Raw genomic sequence first — 17,937 nt, forward strand, 5'->3', positions numbered from 1 at the left:
GCGTTCGCTGGTCTTCGAAGCGGGCGTCAGAACGTCGTCGTGTTGCTGTGCTGGACGGCGGCGACGATGACGATGACGATGATGATCGTGGCGATCACGGCGATGGCGCCGGCGATCCAGCCGACGATGACGCCGGCGAGCGCCATGCCCGCGCCGGCCTCGCCCCGCTCCTTGATCTGCCGGCGCGCCACGTGGCCGAGGATCGCGCCGACGATGCCGATGTAGCCGCCGAGGCCGTACCCGCACAGGCCGAGCGCGCCGACGATCGACACGACCAGCGAGGCGATGGCCATGCCGTTGTTGGGGGCGGCAGCCGGCGGCGGGGTGCCGTAGCCGTACCCGGGGTAGCCGGCCTGGCTACCGGGCGGGACGGTGTAGCCGGTGGGCACCGGATAGCCGGGCGGCGCGGGGTAGCCGGGAGGCGCGGACGTGCTCGCGTACGGATCCGGGTAGGACGGCTGCTGCGGCTGCTGCTCGGCCGGCGGCCAGGATGGCTGCTGCCAACTGTCTGGCTGCTGCGGCGGGTTGGTCATCGTGTGCGCTCCGTACGGTCACATGGCGCGGCGAACGGCCGCGGCCCATCGTCCGTCGACGACGGCTTCACCAGGGTAGCGATCAAGGTCCGGCTCCGGTGTCGGCAATCAGGACCTATTTCCCGGCCAACATTCGCGTTGTCGTTGCCCGCCACATCGCCAACAGGCAGGATCGCTTGCATGGCACCTGAGTCGCGACGCGGCGCCGCGGCCGGCGCGAAGAGCAGTCGACGAGACACGAGCCGACCCGGTCACGTCCGGCGTACCCTCCGGGCGGTCCCGAGCGGCGAGCTACCCGACGGTGAGCCGATCGTGTCCGAGCAGTCCTCCCCGCTCAGTGACGACCGCCTCGACGGCAGGGTCGCGTTGGTCACCGGCGCCGGCAGCCCGGACGGGATCGGATACGCGACGGCCCGGCGGCTGCGCGCGCTCGGCGCGAGCGTCGCGATCGTGTCCACCACGCGCCGTATCCACGAGCGGGCGAGCGAGCTCGGCGTCACCGGGTTCGTCGCGGATCTCACGGTGGAGGCGGAGGTCGGCGCGCTGGCCGACGCCATCGGTGACCAGCTGGGCCCGGTGGACATCGTCGTCAACAATGCCGGGCTCGCGAGCAAGGCGAGCCCGGAGGTGCTGCGGCCGGTGGCCCAGCTGACCTACGACGAGTGGCGCGCGGAGATCGACCGCAACCTCAGCACGGCGTTCCTGGTCAGCCGCGCCTTCGTCGGTGGGATGGCCGAGCACGGCTGGGGGCGCATCGTCAACCTCGCCGCGACCGCCGGGCCGGTGAACGCGCTGCCGGCCGAGGCCGGTTACGCGGCCGCGAAGGCGGGCGTCGTGGGGCTCACCCGGGCGCTGGCCATGGAACTGGTGGCCGACGGGATCACCGTCAACGCGGTGGCTCCGGGGATCATCCATACCGGGGCGTCCACGCTCGTGGAGCTCAAGCAGGGGTACAGCACCCCGATGGGGCGGCCGGGCACTCCCGACGAGGTCGCCGCGACCATCGCGTTCCTGTGTTCGCCGGCCGCGTCGTACATCACCGGGCAGATGCTCGTCGTCGACGGCGGCAACAGCGTGCAGGAGGCGCAGTACCGCTGAGCGGCACCGCTGTGGCGGCGCATCATTGCGGGTGACGGTCTTTCCGGTGAGGGTTTTCACACCGCATGCGGTCGCAGGGTACTCGTCAGTAACTTAATCTGCGTTTACCTATAACGCCTCGGAGGTCACCATGGCACGCCTTGCCCAGACGCCCGGCCTGACCGACGTCCAGCAATCGATCCTGGAGACCGTCCGGGAGTTCGTGGACAAGGAGGTCATCCCGCACGCTCAGCACCTCGAGCACGCCGACGAGTACCCGGCCGACATCGTCGACGGGATGCGGGAGATGGGCCTGTTCGGGCTCACGATCAGCGAGGAGTACGGCGGTCTCGGCGAGTCGCTGCTGACGTACGCCCTGGTCGTCGAGGAGCTTTCGCGCGGTTGGATGTCGATCTCCGGGATCGTCAACACGCACTTCATCGTCGCCTACCTCATCTCCCACCACGGCTCGCCCGAGCAGAAGCAGCACTTCCTGCCCAAGATGGCCGAGGGGAGCATCCGGGGCGCCTTCTCGATGTCCGAGCCCGGCTGCGGATCGGACGTCTCGGCGATCCGTACGAAGGCCGTCCGCAACGGCGACCAGTTCACCATCGACGGCCAGAAGATGTGGCTGACCAACGGCGGGTACTCGTCGGTCGTTGCCACGCTGGTCAAGACCGACGTCGGCGCCGACACCGTGTACGGCAACATGACGACGTTCCTGCTGGAGAAGGAGCCCGGCTTCGGCGAGACCGCGCCCGGCCTGACCATCCCCGGCAAGATCGAAAAGATGGGGTACAAGGGCGTCGAGACGACCGAGATGGTGCTCGAGGGCCACACTGTCCCGGCCTCGGCGGTCCTCGGCGGCGTGGACGCCGGTCTCGGGCGCGGCTTCTACCAGATGATGGACGGCATCGAGGTCGGGCGGGTCAACGTCGCCGCCCGCGCCTGCGGCATCTCGATCCGGGCCTTCGAACTGGCCGTGGCGTACGCGCAGCAGCGGCAGACGTTCGGCAAGCCGCTCACCGGCCACCAGGCCATCGCCTTCAAGCTCGCCGAGATGGGTACGAAGATCGAGGCGGCGCACGCCCTCATGGTCAACGCCGCGCGCCTGAAGGACTCGGGCAAGCGCAACGACGTCGAGGCCGGCATGGCGAAGCTACTGGCCAGCGAGTACTGCGCCGAGGTGGTGCAGGAGGCGTTCCGCATCCACGGCGGTTACGGCTACTCCAAGGAGTACGAGATCGAGCGCCTCATGCGCGAGGCGCCGTTCCTGCTCATCGGCGAGGGCACCTCGGAGATCCAGAAGACGATCATCTCGCGGGGGCTGCTCAAGGAGTACAAGCAGCGTTAACGGCTTGTCGCGGCTGCGGGCGGCGGAGCTGACCACCGCCCGCAGTCCTGATCAGGACGCCTGGATCTTGCGGGTCAGCCCGGCGGAGGCCCGGACGACGGCGATGCACTCGTCCTCCACGTAGTCGATGCCGGCCTCCTCGGCGATCGCCCGCGCCTCCGGCGAGGCGATGCCCAACTGCAGCCACACCGCCCGGGCGCCGATCTCGACGGCCTCCCGGACCACCTCGGCGGCCTCCTCGGCCGGCCGGAACACATTGACCAGGTCGACGGGCTCCGGAATCTCCGCGAGCACCGGGTAGGCGCGCTGCTCCCAGAGTTCGTCGCTGTAGGGGTTGACCGGGATGACACGCCAGCCGTGTCGCAGCATCTGCGCCGGCACGCTGTGCGCCGGCTTGCCGGGGTTGCGGGAGGCGCCGACCACCGCGATGGTGACCGACTCCTCGAGAATCTGCCGTGGGCTCCTCACCAGGGAAAGGTTAGCGCGATTCGCCCACGATCGCCGAGGCTCCACTATGGAGTCATAGGTGGTTACAGCAGCGTAAGCTGCTCCGGCTCGGCCGGCCGGCTGCGCACCGGGGGAGTGCCGAGAACCCGGGACTCCTGCGGGCTGGCCACCACCTGCCGGGCGGTGTTGACCCCGCCCGCGGTCAGTCCGTACCGGCGGGCCGCCTGGCGCACCCGGGCGGTCAGCTCCCGCTGGTAGCCCGCGCCCAGGTAGGACCCGTCCCCGTAGAGCTCGCGATAGCGGGGCAGCAGGTCCGGCCGCTCCCGGGCGAGCCAGGACAGGTACCACTCCCGGGCGCCCGGTCGCAGATGCAGGCCCAGCGGGACCAGGCTCGCCGCGCCCGCCTGCGCGATGGCGTGGACCGTCTCGTCGATGGACTCGGCCGTGTCCGTGATGCCCGGCAGGATCGGGGCCATCAGCACCCCGACGGCGAACCCGGCGTCGGACAGGCGCCGCACCGCGTCCAGGCGCCGACGCGGGCTCGGGGCGCCCGGCTCCACCGACCGCCACAGCGCCTCGTCGACGAAGCCGACCGACACGGACAGGCCGACCCGGGTGACCTCGGCGGCCTGCGTGAGCAGGTCGAGGTCGCGCAGGATCAGGGTGCCCTTGGTGAGGATGGAGAACGGGTTCGCGAAGTCCCGCAGGGCCGCGATGATGTCACGCATCAACCGGTACCGGCCCTCGGCCCGCTGGTAGCAGTCGACGTTGGTGCCCATCGCGATCTGGTCGCCGCGCCAGCGTGGGGAGGCCAACTCCTTGCGCAGCAGCGCACCGGCGTTGACCTTGACGACGACGCGGGTGTCGAAGTCCCGGCCGGTGTCCAAATCGAGGTATTTGTGCGTTATGCGGGCATAACAGTAGTTACATGCGTGACTGCACCCTCTGTACGGGTTAACCGTCCACTCGAACGGCACCCGTGAGGTGCCCGGCACCCGGTTGATGATGGACTTGGCGCGCACCTCGTAGAACGTCATGCCCCGGAACTCGGGGGTGTCGAAGGTGCGCTCGACGGCGCCGGCCACCCGGATCGGCAGTGCCGGTGCTCCCTCGGTGGCCTCGCCTGTCGAAAGATTGTCCCAACGCACCCGCCTATTCGAACATCAGTTCGACGCGCGCGTCCAGTGGGCGCGCCGGTGGCGGGAGCGTGGGCGGGTCAGGACGAGGGCGCGGAGGTGTTCGCGGCGACCTGGCGGCGTACCTCGTCCATGTCGAGCGCGCGTACCTGGCTGATGAGCGACTCCAGCGCCGACTCGGGCAGCGCGCCGGGCTGCGCGAACACCATGATTCCGTCACGGATCGCCATCACCGTCGGGATGGAACGGATCTCGAACTCGCTCGCGAGCAGCTGCTCGGCTTCCGTATCGACCTTCGCGAAGGTGATGTCGGGGTGCTTCTCCGCGGCGCGCTCGTACACCGGCGCGAACGTACGGCACGGTCCACACCAGCTGGCCCAGAAGTCGACGAGCACGATGCCCTCGCCCGATACCGTCTCGGCGAAGTTTTCAGCGGTGAGCGCTACGGTCGCCATTGTCTCGTCTCCGATCTGCGTCCTGCGGGTCTGTTCATCGGCAACAACCGTCTGGTCGGTGTGATTCCTCAGCGTGCGGATCGTCACGTCAGCCGTACCCCCACCCGACCGGCTAAACCGCCCCACAATGGATCCGTGCGACCGACCTTCGTCTACGACGGTGACTGCGCCTTCTGCTCGTCGTGCGCCGGCTTCATCGAGCGTCATATCCGTACGCCGGCCCGGGTCGAGGCGTGGCAGCGGCTCGACCTCGCCGCGCTCGGGCTGACGGCTGACGGCTGCGCCGAGGCCGTGCAGTGGGTCGGTGCCGACGGCGAGGTCGCCTCCGGGCCGGCGGCGATCGCGCGGCTGCTGCGTCAGGCGTCCGGAGCGAGCGGGCGCCTGCTGTGGCGTCCGGTCGGTACGGCGCTCGCCGCCCGCCCGGTACTGGCGATGGCGTGGCCCGCGTACCGGTGGGTGGCGCGCAACCGGCATCGGCTACCCGGCGGCACGCCCGCCTGCGCGCTCCCGCGCCCGCTCGCCGGCGACCTCGAGCCGTAGGGCGCGACGCCGTCGCGGGTCGCCGAGCCGTTCGAGCGGAAGGAAGCTCGTGAGCGCCACCAGTTGAGGGATGAACGAGATGGTGGTGGTGGCGAACACGCAGAGGTGGAACGCGTAGAAGAACGCGACGCCGAGGTGGCGCCACCGGCGCGGCAGGACGAAGACGAGCGGGCTGAGAAGTTCGAAGGCCATGATGCCGAACTGTGCGGCGACCAGCAGTCCGGGTACGTCGGTGAGCGGCTGGCCGAGCGGGGTGCCCCGGCGCAGCAGCGCCCACGTCAGGGTCGCGCTGGTGAGCCATTGCGGGCCGCCGAAGCGGAGCTTCGCCCAGGCGGACAGGAAGTACGTGGCGACGGCGGCGAGCTGGGTGACCCGTAGCGCCCAGCCGCCGCGCTCGGTGCGGATACGGTCGCCGTACGCTGCCGGCCCGGCCGTCGGCAGCGCGGCGAGGGCGACCAGTAACGCGAAGCGGTCGTGGTCGACCTTGCCGTAGCTCATGGCCACGACCATCCACTCCGCGTACAGGACGAAGACGGTCCATCCCAACAGGCGGGGAGCCCGCCCGGTCGCCGCCGCGAGGGCGGCGGTCAGGAGCAGCCAGTACACCGCTTCGACCAGCGGCCCGGTGGGTATTGGCAGGTGCGCCAGGCGGCCGACCAGCAGCGGACGGTAGAAGTCGGCGGGCAGCTGTCCGTGGTGGCGTACCCACGGCGTGAACCAGACGAGGTCCGCCGCGATGAACAGGTAGGCCACGGTGCGGAACCAGGCGAGGCGGGCACGCGGTACCGCCTCCGTCAGCCAGGCGGTCGCCCGGCCCAGGTGCTCGCTCACGGGTGCCACACCGCCCGGGTCTGGTCGTTGTAGCGCCCGGTCGGGTGGCCGCCGCGTACCTCGTGCCAGCGCACCACGATCTCGATCGTCGTCAGCGCCGGTGCGCCGGGGTGGCGCCGTTCGTAGGCGCTCGCGAGGGCCGACAGTGTGGCCGGCCGGGCGGTGAAGTGGTCGAGCTGGCCTTCGATCTCCGCCCGGCGGATGCCGGTGTCGGTCTGGGTCAGGATCCACCGGCGCCCGCCGGTGTCGACGGCCTCGATGCGGGTATCCGCCACCGGCGCGTCGAGCCGCTGGGCGCTGGCGTACATGCTGAACGGGCCGAAGGGGAAGTCGTCGTCGGTGCCGGCGATCGTGCCCGCGAGCAGCAGGACGGCGCCGATCAGGGTGGCGGCGAGGCGTAGCCGGCGGCCGGACGGCGAGAGGGTGTCGTGGCTCACCGTAGTGTCGCCGGGTTGTGGTGCTATGGCGTTCACGCTGTGTAGTCGTGTTTCTGTGAGCGGCGGTGTCGGGCCAGAATAAACCTCACAGTTTGGTAACTGTGACCTGCGTCTCTACACCGTGAGTTGCGCTTTACGGCAAAATTCTCGATCACAGAGCGTGGGCGGCGGGTGCCGGGGAGGGCCCCGCCGCTCACTGCGTTCTGTGGTCGACATCTCCATGTTCCGGTTGGTTACCTGCGGGTAATGTCAGGCCGGTCGATGGGAAGGGGTCGCGATGCAGTTCGGGCGGTATTTCGAGGATTTCGAGGTCGGCGCGGTCTACCGGCACTGGCCCGGCAAGACGGTCACGGAATATGACGACCACCTGTTCTGCCTGTTGACGATGAACCACCACCCGCTGCACATCGACGCCCACTACGCGGAGACATCGACACACTTCAAGCGCAACGTGGTGGTCGGGAACTACATCTACTCGATCCTGCTGGGCATGTCGGTGCCGGACGTCTCCGGCAAGGCGATCGCCAACCTCGAAGTCGAGTCGCTGCGCCATGTCGCGCCCACGTTCCACGGCGACACCATCTACGGCGAGACGACCGTGCTCGACAAGCGGGAGTCCGAATCCAAGCCGGACCGGGGTGTGGTGAGCGTCGAGACCCGCGGCTACAAGCAGGACGGCACGCTGGTCTGCGTGTTCCGGCGCAAGGTGATGGTGCCGAAGAAGGAGTTCGCGGGGCCCGAGCAGCCGAGCTTCCCGGAGCCCAAGCCCTCCGCGTGATCCCGCGACGCCGACCGGCCTGATCCGGCGTCCGGCGCCCGGCGGTCGCACCCCGGCGGTCGGGGCCCGCGACTTGCCCCGTGACCTGTCAGGGACGGCTAACGATCACGGTTACCGGCGCGCCTATGCTGAGCGCTGGAGGGTCGTCATGCCGCACCAACGAGGGAGCCGGTCAACCGTCGCGTTGTCCTTCCCGCCTGCGGAGTGGGATCTCATCGTCCGACTCCCCGGCCGGGTGTTGATCGCCGCCACGGCGGTCGAGCGGGACAACATCGGGCATACCGTGGCGGAGGGCATCGCCGGGATCGAGGCGATCGCGGCCGGCAGAGCGTCACCCAGTCGGCTGCTGCGGGACGTGGTGGCCGCGATCTACGCCGAACAGGTCGGGGACGGCGACCCGCACGAGTTCGCCGAACCACGGTCGGGAATCGCGAGCGTGCTGGCCGACTGCCGGGTGGGCGCCCGGGCCCTCACGCGGCGAGCCCCGGGCGAGGACGCCGCCGCCTACCGGGACTGGCTCGTCGACATCGCCGCGACCGTGTGCTCGGCCAACCGGGCCGAAGGGTGCGCGACACCGGCCGAGCGCCGGTTCCTGGCGGACCTGTCGCTCGCGTTGACCGTCTGACCCCGTACCTGACCGGCTTGCGACTGCGGTCCTCGCAAGCTGCGGTCCTCGCGCTGCGCGTACCTTTGCCTGTCATGAGCGAGGATGTCGAGGTCGAACCTGATCTCGAAGTGGGGGTCGGTCCGTGGGTCGGTCCGTGGCCGACGGACCCCCGGTACGACCCGGAACTGCTGGCGGCCGGTGACCGCCGCAACGTGGTCGACCGGTACCGGTACTGGCGGCTCGACGCGATCGTGGCCGATCTCGACTTCCGGCGGCACGACTTCCACGTGGCGATCGAGAACTGGCAGCATGATCTGAACATCGGCACGGTCGTGCGCAACGCCAACGCGTTCCTGGCGGCCGGGGTGCACATCGTCGGCCGTCGGCGCTGGAACCGGCGCGGCGCCATGGTCACCGATCGCTACCAGCACGTGCGGTACCACGAGTCGATCGCGGACCTGGTGACCTGGGCGCACGGCGAGGAACTGCCGGTGGTGGGCATCGACAACCTGCCCGGTGCGGCGCCGCTGGAGTCGGTCGTCCTGCCACGCCGCTGCGTCCTGCTCTTCGGTCAGGAGGGGCCGGGCCTGTCCGAGCGCGCCCGCAAAGCCTGCGACCGGATGTACTCGATCGCGCAGTACGGCTCGACGCGCTCGATCAACGCCGGGGTGGCCAGCGGGATCGCGATGCACGCCTGGGTCCGTGTGCACGCCGGACCGCCCGCCGGCTGACGGCTGCCGGCCGCGCCCGGCGAGTGCCGGACCGTCCACCCGCCCGGGTGGCGGCGCTTGACGGCTTCGTGGCGACGACGCACCGTAGTCGTATGGGCATCGCCGTTTGCTGTCCCAGGTGCGGCGGTCGGGTGCGAGCGCCCGACCTGATGAACAGCGACTGGCGTTGCGATGTCGACGGGCCCGTCCTGCCGTTCTCCGTCGCCGAGCACATCAACGCCGAGATCCTCGAGGCGGTCGTCGCGAAGCTACGCCCACGCCGGCCCGGCGCCGACGCGACACCGCTGTGGGCGCTGTGGCCGCTGCCGCCAGGGTGGATGGTGACGGGGGTCGGCTGGGCCGGCGACGGGCGCTCCGGTGTCCGGGCCACCGTACTGGCCTGTAGCGGCCCGGCGCCCATCGACCGCGGCCCGGCCGACCTCGTCCTGGTCGCCGAGGAGCCCGGCGTGGGGCTGGGTACCCGGTTCGCCGGCATTCCCGGCCCCGACCCGGGACCGTTCCTCGAGGGCGCGCAGGACGGTGCGCCGGCGCACGCGAAGGTACGGGTGGCGGGCTGGCCGACCCCGTTGTGGTCGGTGAAGTCCGCCGACGACCGGTCGGCGTACGTGGGTGAAGCCAAGGGCATGTGGCTGTACGCGGTGGCCTGGCCGGCGTCCGCCGGATATCTCGTGGCCGAGGATCTCTCGCTGTGCGATCTGGTCGACTCGTTGCCCAGCGAACTCGTTTTCGGCGCCCCTTCCCCGCATCTGCATAGCTGCGCATAGCCCGGCACCACTAGGATCGGGTCCTGTCTGGACGGATGAGTGAACGTTCACCGATAGGCACATCACTGATACTGTGAGTTGGCCGCGGCGTGATGCACCCGAGGCCGTGGGGAGAGGGAAGGCCCGAGATGGTCAAAAAGGTCCTCACCTGGGCTTCCATCGCTTTTTTGGTGTTCTTCGTCGCCTACCGCCCCGCCTCGGCGGCGCAGGTCGTGAAGTCGCTGGGAAACGGACTCGTCGACATTGGAACCGGCTTCGGTGACTTCTTCTCGAGGCTCGTCAGCTGACGATGACGACGCCGGAGCCGCCCGACGGCGAAGATCCAGGCCGTCGCTGGGAAGACCAGGAGACCGAGCAGTTCGCCCGGCCGCTCGATGACCCGTCCGAGGCGGCTGGCGGCGGGGACCCCGGCGTCACCGCGGGGGGTGCCTACTACGTCGTCGACGAGCCTCTTCCGCTCACCGACGAGGAGCTGGCGGCGCTACGGGGCGAGCCGCTGGCGCCCCCGCTCGTACCCTCCCGGCGCGTCCTGCCGCTGGAGGAGGAGCCCAGCTCGATCGTCCAGCGATACCTGTTCCCGACCGAGAAGTACCGCGGCGAGTGGCGGCGGCACTGGATCGAGCTCATCAGGGAGATCCTGATCGGCGTGGCCGCGACCCTGCTCATGGGGTACGCCACCGGCTACATGGCCAAGCACAACATCTCCAGCGGCGTGACCATCGTCATCCTGCTGTGGCTGGCGATTCTGGTCGCACTCGGCTGGCGGGCCGCCGACTGGTGGTACGACCGGTTCATCCTCACCAACAAACGGGTCATGCTCGTCAACGGCATCGTCACCCGTAAGGTCGCCATGATGCCGCTGCTGCGGGTCACCGACATGAAGTACGTGCAGTCGCCGCTCGGCCGGCTCCTCAACTACGGGACGTTCGAGCTGGAGTCCGCCGGCCAGGAGCAGGCGCTGCGCAAAGTCGACAACCTGCCCAACCCCAACGAGCTCTACCTGCGTATCGTCGAGGAGATGTACGAGCCCGAGGCGGTCGAAGCCCGGCTGGGACGGATCAGCGAGGGCGAGTTCGACGAGGACGACGGCACCTGACGCGCCGCCGGAAATCTCCACCGTTTTCCTGACAACCTTTCTCGTGCCCCAACGCGTATCGGTTGGTGCATCCGAGGAAGGAGTCAGGCGTGGTCTCATCGGCAGGCGACCCGGAGCGGGAGTTCCGTGACTTTGTCGCGGCGCGTTCCACGGCGCTCTTGCGGACCGCTTACCTCCTGTCCGGCGACTGGGGCGCGGCCGAGGACCTGCTGCAGGTATCGCTGACGAAGACGTATCTGGCGTGGCGGCGGATCGAGCGCATCGAGGCGGTCGAGCCGTACGCGCGCAAGGTGCTGGTCAACACCGCGACGAGCTGGTGGCGACGGCGCTGGCACGGTGAACGGCCGACCGAGGTGCTCCCGGAACGGGCGATCTCGGACGGCCTCGACGCGCGCCTGGAGCGCGACGCGCTGTGGGCCCACGTCAAGGAGCTGCCTGCCCGGCAGCGGGCCGTACTGGTCCTGCGCTTCTACGAAGACTTGTCCGAAGTGGACACCGCCGCGCTGCTCGGCGTGTCCGTCGGCACGGTCAAGAGCCAGTGCTCCCGGGCCCTCGCGACGCTACGCCGGCGACTTGGTGAACAGGGGATCGAACCCGGTGCGCGTGCCCCACAGACAGCGAAGGAGACAGTCCGGTGACCAGGCTTGAGGATGAACTGCGTAACACCTTCGCTGCCAACGTGGCCGAGGTGCCGCCGATCCACGACGTCGCCGGTACGGCCATCGCCCGCGGCCGCGTGATCCGCCGACACCGGCGGATCACCGTAGGCGCCGCCTTCGCGGTGGTGATCGCGATGGTGACCTCCGGCACGTTGTGGGCGGGCGGCGGCTTCGGCGGCCAGCCGGGCCAGCGGCGGACCGGCCAGCTGGCCGCCGCGCCGAACGCCGACGTCACGTCGACGGCACCGCTCGACCTGGTGGTCGGTGGCGAGCTCCGCCCGGCCGGACACGCCCCGATCAGCCTTCCCGGCAGTGGCGACGTGTACGACGCGCTGCGGGTGCCGGAAGGCTGGTTGGTCGTACGCGGTGACAAGGCCACCCACCAGCTCTGGCTGGTTCGTGACAGCGGCGAGCCGACCCTGGTGATCGACGGGCTTCCGAGCAACTTCGCGTTCTCGCCCGACGGCCGGCGCATCGCGTACCAGCAGGGGAGCATGCTCACCGTCGCAACCGTCGCCGGCGGCCGGGACCTGAGCGGGCAGGGCGTCCAGCTGCCCGGCTCCGACAGATCCCAGGGGCGTACCGGCGCGGAGCTGGTCGGCTGGGCCGGGTCGTACCTGGTGATCGGGAACCGGCAGGGGATCGACTACGACGGTTACGACCTGTGGGATCCGTCCCAGGGCGGGTACGTGCCGACCTGGAACCACGACGTGGTCGCCATCTACGCCGCCACGCCGGACGGCCGGTCGGTGGTCGGCGAGGTGAAGGACGCCCGTCCGGGGACCTTCTGCACGGCGGTGCTCGACCCGGCCGCCGGACTCCGCGCCGGTGACAAGGCCTGCGGCCAGCCGTACCTGAGCGTCGCCCGGCACGGCTTGTCCCCGGACGGGCGGTGGGTTCTGGGCGAGGCCAACCGCGCCGTCGGCGTCGTGGACACCCGGAACGGCAGGTTGACGGCGACGAGTGTGCCGGCCGAGGGCACCTGGTGGGCGGGGCCGGTGTGGACCGGCCGGGACACCTTCGCCGTGGCCGAGGAGAGCCACCTCCGCTACGGCAGGGTCACCGACCCGCAGCACCCGCAGGAGCTGCCCGCTCCGTCCACAACGGAGCGTTGGCTCGTCGTCGCGAGGCCGGTCGCATGATCGGATGATTGCCCGATGTCGTAGCGTCGGCGGTGATGCGAATTGACCTGCACACACACTCGACGGCCAGCGACGGCACGCTGACCCCGGCGGAGCTGATGGGGGCGGCGGCCTCCGCCGGGCTCGACGTGATCGCGATCACTGATCACGACACCACGGCCGGCTGGGAGCCGGCCGGGGCGGCCCTGCCGGCCGGGTTGACGCTCGTACCGGGTGCCGAACTGTCCTGCCGCTGGTACGCGACCGACCGGCCGATCGGGCTGCACCTGCTCGCGTACCTGTTCGACCCGGCGGACCCAGCCCTGTCGGCGGCGCTCGCGGCGGTGCGCGAGGACCGGGTGCGGCGCGCGCAGCGGATGGTCGATCTGCTGCGCGCCGACGGGATCGACGTGACCTGGGACGAGGTCAGCGGGTACGCGGGCGGCGGCACGGTGGGGCGTCCCCACCTGGCGCAGGCGCTCATCCGGCGGGGACTCGCGGGGACCGTCTCGGAGGCGTTCGCCTCGCACCTGCTCGGCGAGCGGTACCGCCTGCCCAAGCACGATCTGGACGTGTTCGCCGCGCTGCGGCTGGTGCGCGCTGCCGGCGGGGTCACGGTGTTCGCCCATCCGAAGGCGACCCGGCGCGGGCCGGTCGTGCCTGACGAACTCATCGTGCAGATGGCGGCGGCCGGCCTGTTCGGCCTGGAGGCCGACCACTGCGACCACACGCCGGCCGAACGGGCACACGTCCGGGCGCTCGCCGCCGACCTCGGACTCGTCGTCACGGGTTCGAGCGACTTCCACGGGTCCAACAAGACGGTGCAGCTCGGCGCGTGCACCACCGCGCCTGATGTTTACGAACGGATCGTGAGCAGCGCGAAAGGATACGCTCCGGTGCGATGAACGCTAAACTGCTCGGTGAGACTGTGCTCACACTGTTCGTGATCATGGATCCGCCCGGCATGGTGCCGATCTTTCTGGCGATGACCGGGAGGTCACCGGCCCGCGAGCGCAACCGGGCCGCCTGGCAGGCGGTCGCCCTCGCGGGCGGGGTGATCGCGTTCTTCGCGGTCGCCGGGCAGGGCGTCCTGCACTATCTCGGCATCGGCCTGCCGGCGCTCCAGGGCGCGGGCGGACTGCTGCTCCTGCTGGTCGCGTTGGAACTGCTGACCGGCAAGGCCGACGATCCGTCGTCGCAGCAGGCGACGTCGAACATCGCGCTGGTGCCGTTGGGAACGCCGCTGCTGGCCGGGCCGGGCGCGATCGTGGCCACGATGCTGTTCGTCCGGCGCAGCCACTCGACGGGCGACGTCGTCGCGATCGCGCTCGGGATGGCGCTGGTACTGCTGCTCGTCTGGCTGGCGCTGCGGTTCTCCGGCCTGATCGTCCGGCTGCTGCGCCCCAGCGGCATCGAGGTGCTCACCCGCATCGCCGGCCTGCTGGTCGCGGCGATCGCCGTGCAGCTGGTCGCGGACGCGGTGGCCGCGTTCGTCCGGGGCTACGTGGGCTGACGCCCATCGCGCCTGCGTGGGGATGACGCCGGTCGCCGACTAACTCGCCTGCGTGGGCTGACGCCGGTCGCCGATTAACTCGCCTGGTCGTCGCCGATCAGCTCGCCTGGTCCTCCGCGGGCGCCGCCGGCTTGTCGGAACGCTTGGGCCGGATCACGGCCACTCCGCGCTCGAGGTCGATCCCGCCGGCGCTGGCAACGTCGAGCCGCTTGCGCTTCTGCTCTTCGACGTGCTCGGTCTGCTTGTGCTTCGACGGCCGGAACAGCCCGTCGATCTCGGCAAGGCCGGCGGAGACCATGCTCGTCGCGCTGGTGTCCTCGTCACCCCCGCGCAACCATCGCATGAATCCCATCGGACCTCCTGGTGCCCACCACCTGCGAATCTGCCGCGCCTACGTGGCGCGTCGGACAAGTGTCGCACCCTGGTGGCAGGATCGTCACGTGCCCATCGAACGGCCGAGCCGCGCTTCCGCCGCTCCATCTTCCGCCGAGCAAGACGGACAGCTGGGACTTTTCGCCGCTCCCAGGCGGCTGTTCAGCTGCACGCCGAGCCGGCTGGGGACTTACGAGGACTGCCCCCGCCGCTACCGGTTCGTCTACGTCGACCGGCCTTCGCCGCGCAAGGGGCCACCGTGGGCGCACAACTCGCTCGGCTCCAGCGTGCACAACGCGTTGAAGAGCTGGTACGCGCTGTCCGGCCCGGAGCGCACCCCGGCCGCGCTGCCGAGGCTCCTGCGCGCCACCTGGGTGAGCGAGGGCTACCGCGACGAGGCCCAGGAGCAGCAGGCGTTCAACCGGGCGCTGGGCTGGCTGGAGACCTACGTCGACGGCCTCGATCCGGCCGCGGATCCGGTCGGGGTCGAGCGGGTCGTCGCCGCGCGCACCGAGCTGCTGGCGCTGTCGGGGCGGGTGGACCGCATCGACCAGGCCGGCGATGAGCTGGTGATCATCGACTACAAGACCGGTCGCAGCGAGCTGACCAGCGACGACGCCCGAGGATCCCGGGCGCTGGCCCTCTACGCGTACGCCGCGGAGCGGGTGTTCCGGCGTCGCTGCCGCCGGGTCGAGCTGCACCACCTGCCCACCGGCACCGTGGCCACCCACGAGCACACCGAGGAGTCGCTGGCCAGGCACGTGCGCAGGGCCGAGCAGACCGCGCAGGACGCGATGGACGCCGAGCAGGCGGTGGCCGCGGGGGCGGATCCCGACGAGGCGTTCCCCGCCACGCCGGGTCCGATCTGCTCCTGGTGCGACTTCCGCCGATCCTGCCCGGCCGGTGCCGCCGCACCCGAGCGGGAGCCGTGGGCGGCCGTCGAGCGTCAGTCGCTCGCCGCGCCCTAAGCCGCCTGGGTGGCGCCGGAGGATTCCTGGGCCGCCCGCGCCGCCCGGTCCATGGCCGACCTGTAGATCGGGCCTTCGACCAGCCGTCGTGGCAGGGCGCGCAGCGACAGGCGTAACGCGCGCGTCGACAGCGACGCGGTCAGATCGGTGGTCGGCAGTCCCGGCAGCCCGTACAGCTTGCGAGCCCAGGGTGGCAGCAGGCTCACCACGAGCGCCGACAGCCCGAGCCACGCGGCGCGCGCCGGCGTGTACCCGAGGCCCCACGGCAGGGGCGGGGCCGACAGGAACAGCGCACCCTCCGCCGCCTCCCTGGTCATCCGCAGGCTGGGGAGAATCTCCCGGTAGTAGTCGTTCACCTCGGCGACCGAGCGCGGCACCTGGTCGGCGTCGAGGCCGACGAGCTCGGCGGCGCGCCGCTGCTCGTCGACGTACCGGTCGGCCTCGTCGTCGGTGAGCGCCAGGCCGGCTCGCCGGGCGGTGGTCAGGAACGAGTCGACCTCGGTGACGTGTACCCACCGGAGCAGTTCCGGCTCGTCGACGCGGAACAGCTCGCCGGTGTCCGGGTCGGTCGCGCGCATGCGGGCGTGCAGGCGGCGTACGTGCTCGCCGGCGCGGTGGGCCTGGGCGGTCGTGCCGTACACCACGGTGGCGACGTAGATCGCGGTGCGCTCCAGGCGGCCCCAGGGGTCCGCCCGGTACCCGGAGTTCTGCGCGACGCCGGCCATCGCGCGCGGATGCAGGGTCTGCAGGTACAGCGCCCGCATCCCGCCCAGCGCCAGGATCGACTCCGCGTGTACCCGCCAGGTCACCGAGTCCGGGCCGAACAGCCCCAGGTCGTCGTCACTGGTCACCCGGCAAGCCTGTCACGGCCGACCGCCGCCAGCCCGTCGTGGGTCAGTCCTCGGCACGCCGGCGCTGGCAGGCGGGGCACAGACCCCAGAACGTCACTTCCGCCTCGTCGAGCTCGTACCCGTGCACCCGCGCCGGTTCCAGGCACGGAGCCGTACCGACCGCGCAGTCGACGTCGGTGATCTCGCCGCACCCGCGGCACACGATGTGGTGGTGGTTGTCGCCGGTCTGGCGTTCGAAGTGGGCCGGGCCGCCCGCCGGCTCGATCCGCCGGACCAGGCCGGCGCGGCTCAGCGCGCCCAGCACGTCGTAGACCGCCTGGACGGAGACCGAGTCCAGCCGGCTGCGGACCTTGGCCGTGATCTGCTCCACGTCCAGGTGGGCCCGCTCGGTGTCGAGCACGTCGAGGACGGCCAGGCGCTGCCGGGTCACCCGCAGACCGCGTGACCGCAGCAGCTCTTCGCCGGACATGAAACCATCACAACACGCAACATCACAGGGCTCAAGGTGCGGTGGTACCGGCCCCGTCGGATCTGTCCGGATGGTTGGTCCGATCGACCTGCCCGGTCAGCGCCCTGTCCTGAACCTGTCCTGAATTGGAGGACGGCCCCGCTCGGCCCGTCACAGCAGCACTCGGCCGCACAGGACGAGCACCACAAGGATCATGACCGCCCCGGCGACCATCGCGATCCCGTACGTGAGTGTCCGGGCCCGCTGCTCGGCCTCGTCGAGTCGGAGCAGGTCCTGGGCAGGTAACGCCCGGGGCGGCGGCGCCTGGACGACGAGGGGCGGTCGCCAGCCCGCCGGGGGCGGGTCGGTAGGGGGCGGTCCGGCGTACGCCACCGGTTCCGTGGGCGGTGGCGGGACGGGCGGCGGCAACGAGGGGGCATCCGCGGCGGGCCGCCGCCACTGTGCTTCGTCGTCGACAGGTCCGGGCTGCCCGGCGAAGCCCTGCGGGTCGGACCTGTCCGAGGGGCTCCCACTGGTCACGCGCTCGACGCTACCAAGGTCCGCCGGTCGTTGATGTCGGCTGTGGTGCCCGGACTACGCTTCGGGTGTGTCACGCCGAGCCGACGACCTGGATCTCACGCCTACCTCTGCCGAGGACCGGCGGGAGGTGGACCTCAGCGACGATTTCGTGATCCTGCCCGACCAGACCGCCGACGACACCGACGCGGGCTGGGGGGAGCGCGCCGCCAGCAACGACGACCGGCTGTTCGCGGATCGGCCGCCGCACTGGGGCTGAGGCTGCCGCACCCGGGCTGAGCCGGCGCGGCCGGCCGTCAGCTGGCCGTGGAGGCGGTGGCGGAGGTCTTATCGGACGAGCCGCTGCTCTGGGTCGGCTTGCTCTCGGACGCCTTGGACTTGGTGCTGTCGCCGCCGTTGGACGCGCTCGCCGACGAGCTGCTCGACGATGACGACGATGACGACGACGTCGAGCCCGACCGCGAATCGGTGCGGTAGAAGCCGGAGCCCTTGAACACGATCCCTACCGCCGAGAACAGCTTGCGGAGCTTGCCCGCGCACTCGGGGCACTCGGTCAGCGGCTCGTCGTTGAACGACTGCACCGCTTCAAGCTGGTGGCCGCACGCGGTGCACGCGTACTGGTAGGTCGGCACGTCAGCCTCCGTGGATCTGGCACTCAGGGTCTTCGAGTGCCAATGGTGCG

At 70.7% G+C, this 17,937-nt stretch carries 26 protein-coding genes; 15 read left to right on the forward strand and 11 right to left on the reverse strand.

All coding sequences use genetic code 11. From position 1 onward, the window contains the following. Positions 1-26: 26 nt before the first annotated feature. Positions 27-533 (reverse strand): DUF4190 domain-containing protein, encoded by a 507-nt coding sequence (locus HC031_RS06450; RefSeq protein ID WP_167924244.1) that lies wholly within the window; start codon positions 531-533, stop codon positions 27-29. A gap of 180 nt (positions 534-713) precedes the next feature. Between HC031_RS06450 and HC031_RS06455 the strand changes: the two genes are divergently transcribed. Both HC031_RS06455 and HC031_RS06460 read left to right on the forward strand, forming a co-directional pair. Next, on the forward strand, positions 714-1,631 hold the full coding sequence (locus HC031_RS06455) for an SDR family NAD(P)-dependent oxidoreductase (protein ID WP_167924245.1): 918 nt from the start codon (positions 714-716) through the stop codon (positions 1,629-1,631). 130 nt (positions 1,632-1,761) lie between these two features. Beyond that, the gene (locus HC031_RS06460; protein ID WP_167924246.1) at positions 1,762-2,964 is read left to right on the forward strand and encodes an acyl-CoA dehydrogenase family protein; all 1,203 of its coding nucleotides are present in this window, start codon (positions 1,762-1,764) and stop codon (positions 2,962-2,964) included. A 51-nt stretch (positions 2,965-3,015) separates the two neighbouring features. Here the strand turns inward: HC031_RS06460 and HC031_RS06465 are convergent, their stop codons facing one another. The 3 genes from HC031_RS06465 to trxA form a co-directional block, all read right to left on the reverse strand. Then, the gene (locus tag HC031_RS06465) at positions 3,016-3,432 is read right to left on the reverse strand and encodes a CoA-binding protein (protein WP_167924247.1); all 417 of its coding nucleotides are present in this window, start codon (positions 3,430-3,432) and stop codon (positions 3,016-3,018) included. 62 nt (positions 3,433-3,494) lie between these two features. Then, positions 3,495-4,559 carry an Rv2578c family radical SAM protein gene (locus HC031_RS06470; protein ID WP_338090500.1) on the reverse strand — a complete coding sequence of 355 codons (1,065 nt, stop codon included), beginning with the start codon at positions 4,557-4,559 and terminating at the stop codon, positions 3,495-3,497. Positions 4,560-4,627: 68 nt separating this feature from the next. Next, a complete protein-coding gene (gene trxA / locus HC031_RS06475; RefSeq protein WP_167924248.1) occupies positions 4,628-5,002 on the reverse strand; it encodes a thioredoxin in 375 nt (124 codons plus the stop codon). A gap of 135 nt (positions 5,003-5,137) precedes the next feature. On the opposite strand from trxA, the gene HC031_RS06480 reads away from it, so the two are divergent. Beyond that, positions 5,138-5,542, forward strand: coding sequence for a DCC1-like thiol-disulfide oxidoreductase family protein (locus tag HC031_RS06480; protein WP_167924249.1), 405 nt, complete (start codon positions 5,138-5,140; stop codon positions 5,540-5,542). Here HC031_RS06480 and HC031_RS06485 read toward each other — a convergent pair. Then, positions 5,480-6,373 (reverse strand): MFS transporter permease, encoded by an 894-nt coding sequence (locus tag HC031_RS06485; RefSeq protein WP_205862338.1) that lies wholly within the window; start codon positions 6,371-6,373, stop codon positions 5,480-5,482. The genes HC031_RS06480 and HC031_RS06485 overlap by 63 nt on opposite strands. Continuing rightward, positions 6,370-6,810 carry a hypothetical protein gene (locus HC031_RS06490; RefSeq protein ID WP_167924250.1) on the reverse strand — a complete coding sequence of 147 codons (441 nt, stop codon included), beginning with the start codon at positions 6,808-6,810 and terminating at the stop codon, positions 6,370-6,372. The genes HC031_RS06485 and HC031_RS06490 overlap by 4 nt, the downstream gene beginning before the upstream one ends. Positions 6,811-7,087: 277 nt before the next feature. On the opposite strand from HC031_RS06490, the gene HC031_RS06495 reads away from it, so the two are divergent. The 10 genes from HC031_RS06495 (at position 7,088) to HC031_RS06540 (ending at position 14,079) form a co-directional block, all read left to right on the forward strand. Next, positions 7,088-7,588, forward strand: coding sequence for a MaoC family dehydratase (locus tag HC031_RS06495; RefSeq protein WP_167924251.1), 501 nt, complete (start codon positions 7,088-7,090; stop codon positions 7,586-7,588). A gap of 148 nt (positions 7,589-7,736) precedes the next feature. After that, entirely contained in the window at positions 7,737-8,213 is a 477-nt protein-coding gene (locus HC031_RS06500) for a hypothetical protein (RefSeq protein WP_167924252.1), read from the forward strand. A 74-nt stretch (positions 8,214-8,287) separates the two neighbouring features. Then, positions 8,288-8,926, forward strand: a complete 639-nt coding sequence (locus tag HC031_RS06505) for a TrmH family RNA methyltransferase (protein ID WP_167924253.1) — start codon at positions 8,288-8,290, stop codon at positions 8,924-8,926. A 92-nt stretch (positions 8,927-9,018) separates the two neighbouring features. Further along, entirely contained in the window at positions 9,019-9,690 is a 672-nt protein-coding gene (locus HC031_RS06510) for a DUF6758 family protein (protein ID WP_338090501.1), read from the forward strand. A 128-nt stretch (positions 9,691-9,818) separates the two neighbouring features. Beyond that, the gene (locus HC031_RS06515) at positions 9,819-9,977 is read left to right on the forward strand and encodes a hypothetical protein (protein ID WP_167924254.1); all 159 of its coding nucleotides are present in this window, start codon (positions 9,819-9,821) and stop codon (positions 9,975-9,977) included. A 2-nt stretch (positions 9,978-9,979) separates the two neighbouring features. Further along, entirely contained in the window at positions 9,980-10,786 is an 807-nt protein-coding gene (locus tag HC031_RS06520) for a PH domain-containing protein (protein WP_167924255.1), read from the forward strand. An 89-nt stretch (positions 10,787-10,875) separates the two neighbouring features. Continuing rightward, on the forward strand, positions 10,876-11,424 hold the full coding sequence (locus HC031_RS06525; RefSeq protein ID WP_167924256.1) for a SigE family RNA polymerase sigma factor: 549 nt from the start codon (positions 10,876-10,878) through the stop codon (positions 11,422-11,424). Then, complete coding sequence (locus HC031_RS06530) at positions 11,421-12,587, forward strand: PD40 domain-containing protein (RefSeq protein ID WP_167924257.1); 1,167 nt, start codon at positions 11,421-11,423, stop codon at positions 12,585-12,587. The genes HC031_RS06525 and HC031_RS06530 overlap by 4 nt, the downstream gene beginning before the upstream one ends. Before the next feature lie 35 nt (positions 12,588-12,622). Next, complete coding sequence (locus tag HC031_RS06535; protein WP_167924258.1) at positions 12,623-13,471, forward strand: PHP domain-containing protein; 849 nt, start codon at positions 12,623-12,625, stop codon at positions 13,469-13,471. Then, on the forward strand, positions 13,468-14,079 hold the full coding sequence (locus tag HC031_RS06540) for a MarC family protein (RefSeq protein WP_167924259.1): 612 nt from the start codon (positions 13,468-13,470) through the stop codon (positions 14,077-14,079). The genes HC031_RS06535 and HC031_RS06540 overlap by 4 nt, the downstream gene beginning before the upstream one ends. Before the next feature lie 97 nt (positions 14,080-14,176). Here the strand turns inward: HC031_RS06540 and HC031_RS06545 are convergent, their stop codons facing one another. After that, positions 14,177-14,431, reverse strand: a complete 255-nt coding sequence (locus HC031_RS06545; protein ID WP_167924260.1) for a hypothetical protein — start codon at positions 14,429-14,431, stop codon at positions 14,177-14,179. 94 nt (positions 14,432-14,525) lie between these two features. Between HC031_RS06545 and HC031_RS06550 the strand changes: the two genes are divergently transcribed. Next, a complete protein-coding gene (locus tag HC031_RS06550; protein WP_420813608.1) occupies positions 14,526-15,419 on the forward strand; it encodes a RecB family exonuclease in 894 nt (297 codons plus the stop codon). Here the strand turns inward: HC031_RS06550 and HC031_RS06555 are convergent. From HC031_RS06555 to HC031_RS06565, 3 genes are all read right to left on the reverse strand, one after another. Then, positions 15,416-16,270, reverse strand: a complete 855-nt coding sequence (locus HC031_RS06555) for an oxygenase MpaB family protein (protein WP_167924262.1) — start codon at positions 16,268-16,270, stop codon at positions 15,416-15,418. The genes HC031_RS06550 and HC031_RS06555 overlap by 4 nt on opposite strands. 43 nt (positions 16,271-16,313) lie before the next feature. Then, positions 16,314-16,739, reverse strand: coding sequence for a Fur family transcriptional regulator (locus tag HC031_RS06560; protein WP_167924263.1), 426 nt, complete (start codon positions 16,737-16,739; stop codon positions 16,314-16,316). 150 nt (positions 16,740-16,889) lie between these two features. Continuing rightward, positions 16,890-17,258: a translation initiation factor 2 gene (locus tag HC031_RS06565; protein WP_167924264.1), complete on the reverse strand. Its 369-nt coding sequence runs from the start codon at positions 17,256-17,258 to the stop codon at positions 16,890-16,892. Between the two features lie 67 nt (positions 17,259-17,325). Here HC031_RS06565 and HC031_RS06570 point away from each other — a divergent pair, with 67 nt between their 5' ends. After that, complete coding sequence (locus HC031_RS06570; protein ID WP_167924070.1) at positions 17,326-17,514, forward strand: hypothetical protein; 189 nt, start codon at positions 17,326-17,328, stop codon at positions 17,512-17,514. Between the two features lie 37 nt (positions 17,515-17,551). Here the strand turns inward: HC031_RS06570 and HC031_RS06575 are convergent, their stop codons facing one another. Then, positions 17,552-17,887: an FmdB family zinc ribbon protein gene (locus tag HC031_RS06575; protein ID WP_338090502.1), complete on the reverse strand. Its 336-nt coding sequence runs from the start codon at positions 17,885-17,887 to the stop codon at positions 17,552-17,554. Between the last annotated feature and the right edge of the window lie 50 nt (positions 17,888-17,937).

Source organism: Planosporangium thailandense, assembly GCF_011947195.1.
Lineage (GTDB): Bacteria > Actinomycetota > Actinomycetes > Mycobacteriales > Micromonosporaceae > Planosporangium > Planosporangium thailandense.